This is a genomic window from Streptomyces sp. SID3343 (genome assembly GCF_009865215.1).
Classification (GTDB): domain Bacteria; phylum Actinomycetota; class Actinomycetes; order Streptomycetales; family Streptomycetaceae; genus Embleya.
The window spans coordinates 1-6,542 of record NZ_WWJX01000392.1 but is presented as its reverse complement, the minus strand read 5'-3'; the positions used below and the strand labels follow the sequence as shown (position 1 = coordinate 6,542).

8 protein-coding genes are annotated in these 6,542 nt (G+C 67.9%); 7 read left to right on the top strand and 1 reads right to left on the bottom strand.

All coding sequences use genetic code 11. The features are described from left to right. Positions 1-413: 413 nt before the first annotated feature. The 6 genes from GT354_RS13280 to GT354_RS13255 all read left to right on the top strand — a co-directional run bounded on the left by GT354_RS13280 (position 414) and on the right by GT354_RS13255 (position 5,023). Positions 414-614, top strand: a complete 201-nt coding sequence (locus tag GT354_RS13280; protein ID WP_161356514.1) for a hypothetical protein — start codon at positions 414-416, stop codon at positions 612-614. Further along, complete coding sequence (locus GT354_RS13275) at positions 607-1,590, top strand: hypothetical protein (RefSeq protein ID WP_161356513.1); 984 nt, start codon at positions 607-609, stop codon at positions 1,588-1,590. The genes GT354_RS13280 and GT354_RS13275 overlap by 8 nt, the downstream gene beginning before the upstream one ends. 2 nt (positions 1,591-1,592) lie before the next feature. Further along, positions 1,593-2,489 carry a hypothetical protein gene (locus GT354_RS13270; protein WP_161356512.1) on the top strand — a complete coding sequence of 299 codons (897 nt, stop codon included), beginning with the start codon at positions 1,593-1,595 and terminating at the stop codon, positions 2,487-2,489. A gap of 207 nt (positions 2,490-2,696) precedes the next feature. Further along, positions 2,697-3,446: a DUF6879 family protein gene (locus GT354_RS13265; protein WP_161356511.1), complete on the top strand. Its 750-nt coding sequence runs from the start codon at positions 2,697-2,699 to the stop codon at positions 3,444-3,446. After that, on the top strand, positions 3,443-4,282 hold the full coding sequence (locus GT354_RS13260) for a helix-turn-helix transcriptional regulator (protein ID WP_161356510.1): 840 nt from the start codon (positions 3,443-3,445) through the stop codon (positions 4,280-4,282). The genes GT354_RS13265 and GT354_RS13260 overlap by 4 nt, the downstream gene beginning before the upstream one ends. 87 nt (positions 4,283-4,369) lie before the next feature. Beyond that, positions 4,370-5,023 (top strand): ATP-binding protein, encoded by a 654-nt coding sequence (locus tag GT354_RS13255; protein ID WP_161356509.1) that lies wholly within the window; start codon positions 4,370-4,372, stop codon positions 5,021-5,023. 98 nt (positions 5,024-5,121) lie between these two features. Here the strand turns inward: GT354_RS13255 and GT354_RS13250 are convergent, their stop codons facing one another. Continuing rightward, positions 5,122-5,595 (bottom strand): Rrf2 family transcriptional regulator, encoded by a 474-nt coding sequence (locus tag GT354_RS13250; protein ID WP_161356508.1) that lies wholly within the window; start codon positions 5,593-5,595, stop codon positions 5,122-5,124. Positions 5,596-5,677: 82 nt separating this feature from the next. On the opposite strand from GT354_RS13250, the gene GT354_RS13245 reads away from it, so the two are divergent. Further along, positions 5,678-6,433 (top strand): alpha/beta fold hydrolase, encoded by a 756-nt coding sequence (locus GT354_RS13245; protein ID WP_161356507.1) that lies wholly within the window; start codon positions 5,678-5,680, stop codon positions 6,431-6,433. The last annotated feature ends 109 nt before the right edge of the window (positions 6,434-6,542 follow it).

Genomic DNA, 6,542 nt, shown 5'->3' with positions numbered 1-6,542 from the left:
GCGCGCCGGGCCGGACGACGTGATCACGTCGTCCGGCCCGGCGCGCTTTCGTCACGGTGCGTGGTCGAGCTGTATCCGCGTGTCTCCCAATTGGGAGACATCGGCCGAGAGACCGCCGGTTCGGACAACGTCACACCCCGCGCATGAAACCCAGGACATGGGTCATGCGTTCTTAAAGATGCGGGGCCGGTGAGAAACGCCTGCCCGAATCGGAGAAATCCACAGGATTCGGGCGCCTTCGAATCGGTATCGCAACAGTCGCCGGAACCTGGCACCGACTCGAAGTGGCAGGCAACGAACCAGTGTTCACTGGAAAGACGGCGTCTCGGGACGCTCCGTATTCCCATCGGTCGCCCTCCCGTACCCCGACCACCCGGACGGGGACGACTCACGGAACGGACAGGAATCGACTCATGACGCAACCGCTGATCCTCGATCGCAGAGCCAAACCGCCGACCCGGAGCGCGCGTCCGCTGCCCGAGCACCGCTACGACCCGGACGTCGGCGCCAATGTCACCCCGGGGGGAACGCTCCTGATCCGAGCGGCCGACCCCTTCCTGGTGGCCGACTACACCGGCACCCAGGACCAAAGCGGCATCCACAAGGATGACTGACGACGGCCCCAACGTCGTGGTTGTTGCCGCCGAGCAGGACCTCACCGCAGACCTGGTGGTGAGTCATCTCGGCGGCCGCGCCACCGTGCTGCGCCTGGACCCGGGGCGCCTGCGCGACGAGATCGAGATCACCGCCCGCTACGCCGCGGGGCACTGGCGCACCGCCCTGTGCCATCGCGGCCGTGCGGTGTCGTTGGACCGACACTGCGCCGTGTACTGGCGCAAGCCCACCCGGCCGGACAGCCACGACCTCGCCGACGAGCGGTGGCGCGCCGACGAGAACACCACCGCGCTGCTCGGCCTGCTCAAGGCCCAGCCGCTCAAGGTGTGGTGCAATGATCCGACGGTCGTCGCCGGTTCGCGACTGCGCCCCACCCAACTGGCCGCCGCCGCCCGGGTGGGACTGACCGTGCCCGACACTCTGTTCACCAGCGATCCGGACGCGGCCCGCGCGTTCATCGCCGACCATGACGACAAGGTCGTGCTCAAGGCGCTCACCCAGCGCCACACCTCGCTCGTGCCCACCACCCGGATCCGCCTCTCGGACGATCTCGACCGGATAGCAGGAACGATCCACTACCTTCAGGACCTCGTCGACGACCGGATGTACGACGCGCGGGTAACCGTCGTCGACGACCACGTGTTCGCGGCGGCGATCACCACCGACGGCGAACTCGACTGGCGGATGGCACCCGACGGTACGGCCGACTACGCGCCGATCACGATGCCCGCCCACGTCGAGCGGGCCTGCGTCGCGCACGTACGCGACCTCGGCCTGACCTTCGCCGCCCTCGATTTCGTCGTCACCGCCCGCGGCTGGTGGTACCTCGAAACCAACTGCACCGGCGAGTTCGGCTTCGTCCAGGCGCACACGAACCTGCCCATCGCGCAGGCGATCGCCCGGCTTCTGGTCGACGGGCCCGTCCACTCACACACCTCCTCCACTGCGGGGAGGCCGGCCCGGGGGAGGATGTGATCATGGACCCGCTCGTCTCGGCCGCCGTCGAGAAACTGCACATCGACGACCGACCACGTCCGTTGACCCCGCGGCACACCACGTCGTGGCGCACCGCCCACTGGAAGATCAAGACGGTGGAGTCGGCGGCCGACTCGGCCCCGCTGCTCCACGAAGTGCGGGCGCTGGCCCTGCTGCGCGACGCGGGTCTGACCTGTGTCGCGACGGATCAGGGACGCGTGGGCGAGGGCACGTGGACGGCCATCGGCTGGCAGGAGGGGGCGACGCTGTGGGACTGGTGTCGGCCCGGGCGCGAGGGCCCGACCGGGTGCGAGGGCCTGCCCGGGGTCTCGTCACGGACCGCCGTCCACGCGGGCGCTCGGCTCACTTCGAAGCACGCCCACCGGGCCTTCGACCGGCTGGACCGGCTGCATGCCGCCGGTTGGCGGCATGGTGACCTGCACCCGGGCAACATCGTGGTGACCGACCTCGGCGACATCGAGTTCATCGACCACGACCTCACCCACCACCGTGAACTCCTGCCGCTGCCGTATCCCTACCGCGGCGGAGTGGACCACGCCACCGCCCCCGAAACCGCCCGGCAACTCCTCGACACAGCCCCCGACATCGGCATCGAACCGACCGCCGCGGCCGAGACGTACAGCCTCGGCGCGTCGATCCGCTGGGCCTGGACCGGTGTGACTCCCTCCACCAGCCGGGCCTCCGGCCCCGACGTCGATCCGACCGACATCCTGAAGGACATCGCCACCGGCCGCCACCGCGTCCCACTGACCGACAGCCGCCCCTGGCCCGACCCCGATCTGGAGGCCCTCCTCGACAACGCGATGTCCCTGAACCCGGCAACCCGCACCCGAGCCTTCCCCACCGACCCGAGCCCACCCCCCAACCGAAACCACTGACCCGAAGGCACCGAACCGAAAGCATCGAACCGAAGCCACCGAACTGCACCCGGCGCCGACCAGGAAGCTTCGGTAGGCGCGACCGATAGCCACTCACAGGCTCCCGTGTGTCTACCCCTATTCACGTCTTTCGTTGTCTTGCTGACGGATCGGGTCGTGAGGTCAATGCTGTGAAGCAACGCTTTCGGGTCGAACCAGGGGAACATGATGGCAAGGCGGCTGCGATACGTCGGGACCAACTCGGGTAACAACGGTTGCCCGACGCTTTACGAGGACCTGGACACAGGCGAATTTGTGGTGCAGGGAACGGCGCTGATCGATCCTGCCGACACGGACCAGTTGCGCAACGTCGAGCCGCACGAGGGGCTCGTGGCGGTACCAAGGGAGTTGCTTGCGATGTTCGGACCGAAGGACGCCGAGCGGGTACCGGTGATCATCGGGTTTGACGAGTTCGATGCCATGTTCGAGACGTTCGAGCACACTGCTTGGCGTCTGGAGACCCGGCGGGCGTATCGAGACGACGAAGTAACGGACACCTATCGTCGATTCGTTGATGGGCAACCGGCCGATTACGACCTCGACGACGCGTGGTGTGCGTCGCGTCGCGAGCAGTCGGCACAGGGAAAGCGATTCGAGCGCGTGCGAATCATGGACAACCCTCCGACGATCGGCCAGTTGTACCTACTCGACGGGGCCCGTCGCAACGCAGCCGTCGGTGAGACCGTTCGTTCGTTGTGGCGTGCCGACGCCGAGCGGCTGCAACTTCCGCGAGAGGATTTCTGGTTGTTCGATTCCCGCGTGCTTGCCTGTCTGCTGTTCGACGGGGACGCTCTTGTCGGCGTGGAACTGGTGACGGACCCGGTCGAGGTCGGTCGGGCGTGCCAGATCCGGGACGCCGCCTGGCATCACGCCTTGCCCTTCGAGGAGTTCGCGACTCAAGTAACTTCCGCTATGTGAGTACAGATTTTCAGCAGGCCCGAGTGCTGTTGGGCGGTCGTCTCCGTGAGCTGCGGGTTGACGCCCACCTGACCGGCAGAGACCTTGCCGACCGGCTGGGCTGGCCGCAATCCAAGATCAGCAAGCTTGAGACGGGCCGCCAAACTGCGACCGAGGACGACGTTCGGGCCTGGGCTCGCGGAACCGGTAGCCCCGCCGCGTCGGAACTGGTGGCCCGTCTACGCACCCTGGAGACGCATTACCGATCCTGGCGGCGACAACTCGCGGCCGGGCACGCGCCGGTGCAGGACGCTTTGCGTAGCGAGTACGAGCGTTCGCATGTGATGCGCGCATGGGAAGGCGCGATGATCGTCGGCGTACTGCAAACTGCGGAGTATGCGCGGCATATCTTCGCGGGGTATCAACGGCTACACCAGTCGGTGCGAGACCTCGACGACGCGGTACGTGCCCGTATTCGTCGTCAGGATGTGCTTTACGCTCCCGGCAAGCAGTTCCACATCGTCATGAGCGAGGCGGCCTTGTCCACGCTCGTCTGTCCGCCTGCGGTGATGCTTGGTCAACTCGATCGCCTCGCAGGCGTGATCGGCATGGACACCGTCCGGCTCGGATTCATTCCGCTGGGGGCCCGTCTCGAGATCCCACCGGCCAACGCTTTTTGGGTCTTTGACGACCGGTTGGTCATCGCCGAGGACTGGCATGCGGAACTGTGGCTGGAGGAGGGTGAGAACGTTGCCCTGTACCTACGAGTCTGGCAGATGCTCGCAGATTCAGCGGTGTTCGGGCAGGGCGCTCAACATGTCATCGCACGCGCAAGGCGGTCCCTGCCTTCTTCGTAAGAAGGATGTGGAAGCGCGCGGAGTCTCAGGAGAATAAGCGAGAATCATCCAGCGGGTCAGGCGAGAAGCCCCCATAACGTGCTGCTCATGGCAGTGCTATCACACCAAGCCGGCCCCGCCGAGGGCGAGTCGGCTTCCGAATACGAGTTCGTCGGGCCGGAGAAACCGCACCCCCTTGACGACCCATCAGGGTGGGAGTCGGCATGGTGGCGCATTGGGCCGACGCGCGATCCCTGGACAGTCGCGCACACCATCGAGCGTGGGGTCTACGGGTTCTACGAACGGTTCTGTCTGTTGGCCGACCCGCGCCTACGGCAGTACGCGGACGACGCGATTCGGGAACTGGTCACGAACGCGACCGTACACGCGGACGGTACGCACGCGAGCATCACACTTTGGTACGACTGGCATCCGCGCAGAAGCGGCGAGCCGACGTGGCTCAGGGTCGCCGTTCACGATCGTGACCCTCGCCGGCCGAATATCCCAGCGGCCACGGACGCGGCGGCACGGCGGGCGTCGGAGCGCCGGCGTCAAGGACCACTGCGGCAGACGTACGGACTCGATGTCGTGGCCATGGCGGCGTATCTCTGTGACGGCGGGTTCGATGTCGTGGGCGACTGGGACGGTCGGGGAAAAGTCATGCGTGTCTGGCTGCAAATCCCGGACCCGGTCACCGAGATGTGGCTACGCAAGGTGGAGCGGGACCAGACGGCCAAGCTCCACACGGCCGACAGGTTTTGAACGCTCGACCACCGGACGGCTCGACCACCGGACGGTTCGATCGGCGGCAGAGCGTCCGTTCGGTGAGTGGGATTCCACGTGTGGTGCCTCGGCCCCGGTCAGCCGGGATGTGACATCAGGGTTCTGTTGCGTTCCTGGACTCCTGGGGGGAGTTGGTCGACGAGGTCGGCGATGGTTACCGCGCGCAGGGTGGCGCGCCAGGCTTGGTCGGCGCGGGTCATCACGGCGTTGATGCCGCAGGGCTTGAGGCACTGTTCGGGTTCGAGGGCGCCGGTGCCGCGTTGGCGGATTTCCTGGCAGACGAACGGTGGCGCGGCGCCTTCGATCGCCTCGACGATGTCCAGCACGGTGATGGCGCCGGACGGGCGGGCGAGGCGGTAGCCGCCCTTCGGACCCGACATGGCGAGCAGTACGCTGGCGCGGGTCATCGCCTGGAGGTGTTTGGCCAGGTAGGCGTCGGGCAGGCCGTAGTGCCCGGCGAGCCCGTCGCGGCGGACCGTGACACCTTCGGGGGCCACCGCCAAGAGCGTGGCGCAGTGCAGTCCCCACTCGACCCCTTGCGAGAGCTTCATTCCCGCAGTATAAACATCTCAGATCTCGGATATCCGGGATCCGAGATATCTGCCGGAACGCTTTGTGAAGAGGATGATGACGATGACGACGGAACGCGCGACACCGCACGCCCCGGTCACCCCGGCCGCCCCGATCGCCTCGGCCGCCCCGACCTCCGGGTTGCACGTGCGGGAGTGGGGGCGTGGTCGGCGGGTGGCGGTTCTGGTGCACGGGATAAGCGCGGACTCGGGTGGGTGGTGGCGGGTGGGCCCGGAACTGGCGCGGCGCGGGTATCGCGTGTTGGCGCCCGACCTGCCCGGGCACGGACTCAGCCCGCGCCACGACGCCTACTCCTTCGACGCGATGGCCGCCGCCCTCGCGGACGCGGTTCCCCTACACCCCGAACTCGCCGTCGGGCACTCGCTCGGGGGTCGACTGCTCGCGCTCGCCGCCGGGCGGATCCGTCCCGAGCGGTTGATCTTCGAGGACCCGGCCTGGTCCGCAGGCAGTGCGACGCTCGCGTCGGTCTTTGCCGCCCGCAAGCGGCTGACGGCCGAGGACGTGGCCGCGGACCACCCCGGTTGGGCCGCCGAGGCGCGACGGGCCACGATCGATTCCCTGGCGCGGTGGGACCCGACGACGGCCGAACTCGTGCGAACCCAACGGGTTTTCGAGCCCGACCCGCCACGCGTCCCGACCTTGGTGGTGTTGGCGGACCCGAGCCCGGTCGTGCCTCCGGGGGCCGCCGCGCGGCTGGCGGCAGGTGGTTTCACCGTTCGTACGGTCACGGGCAGCGGCCACGTGATCCACAACGACAGGTTCGACGGGTTTCTCGCGGCGACGGCGGACCACCTGTGACGGACGACGCCGCCGGCCCGAACGGGCACGCGGCCCCGCACGGGCACGCGGCCCCGCACGGGCACGCGGCCCCGCACGGGCACGCGGCCCCGCACGGGCACGCGGCCCC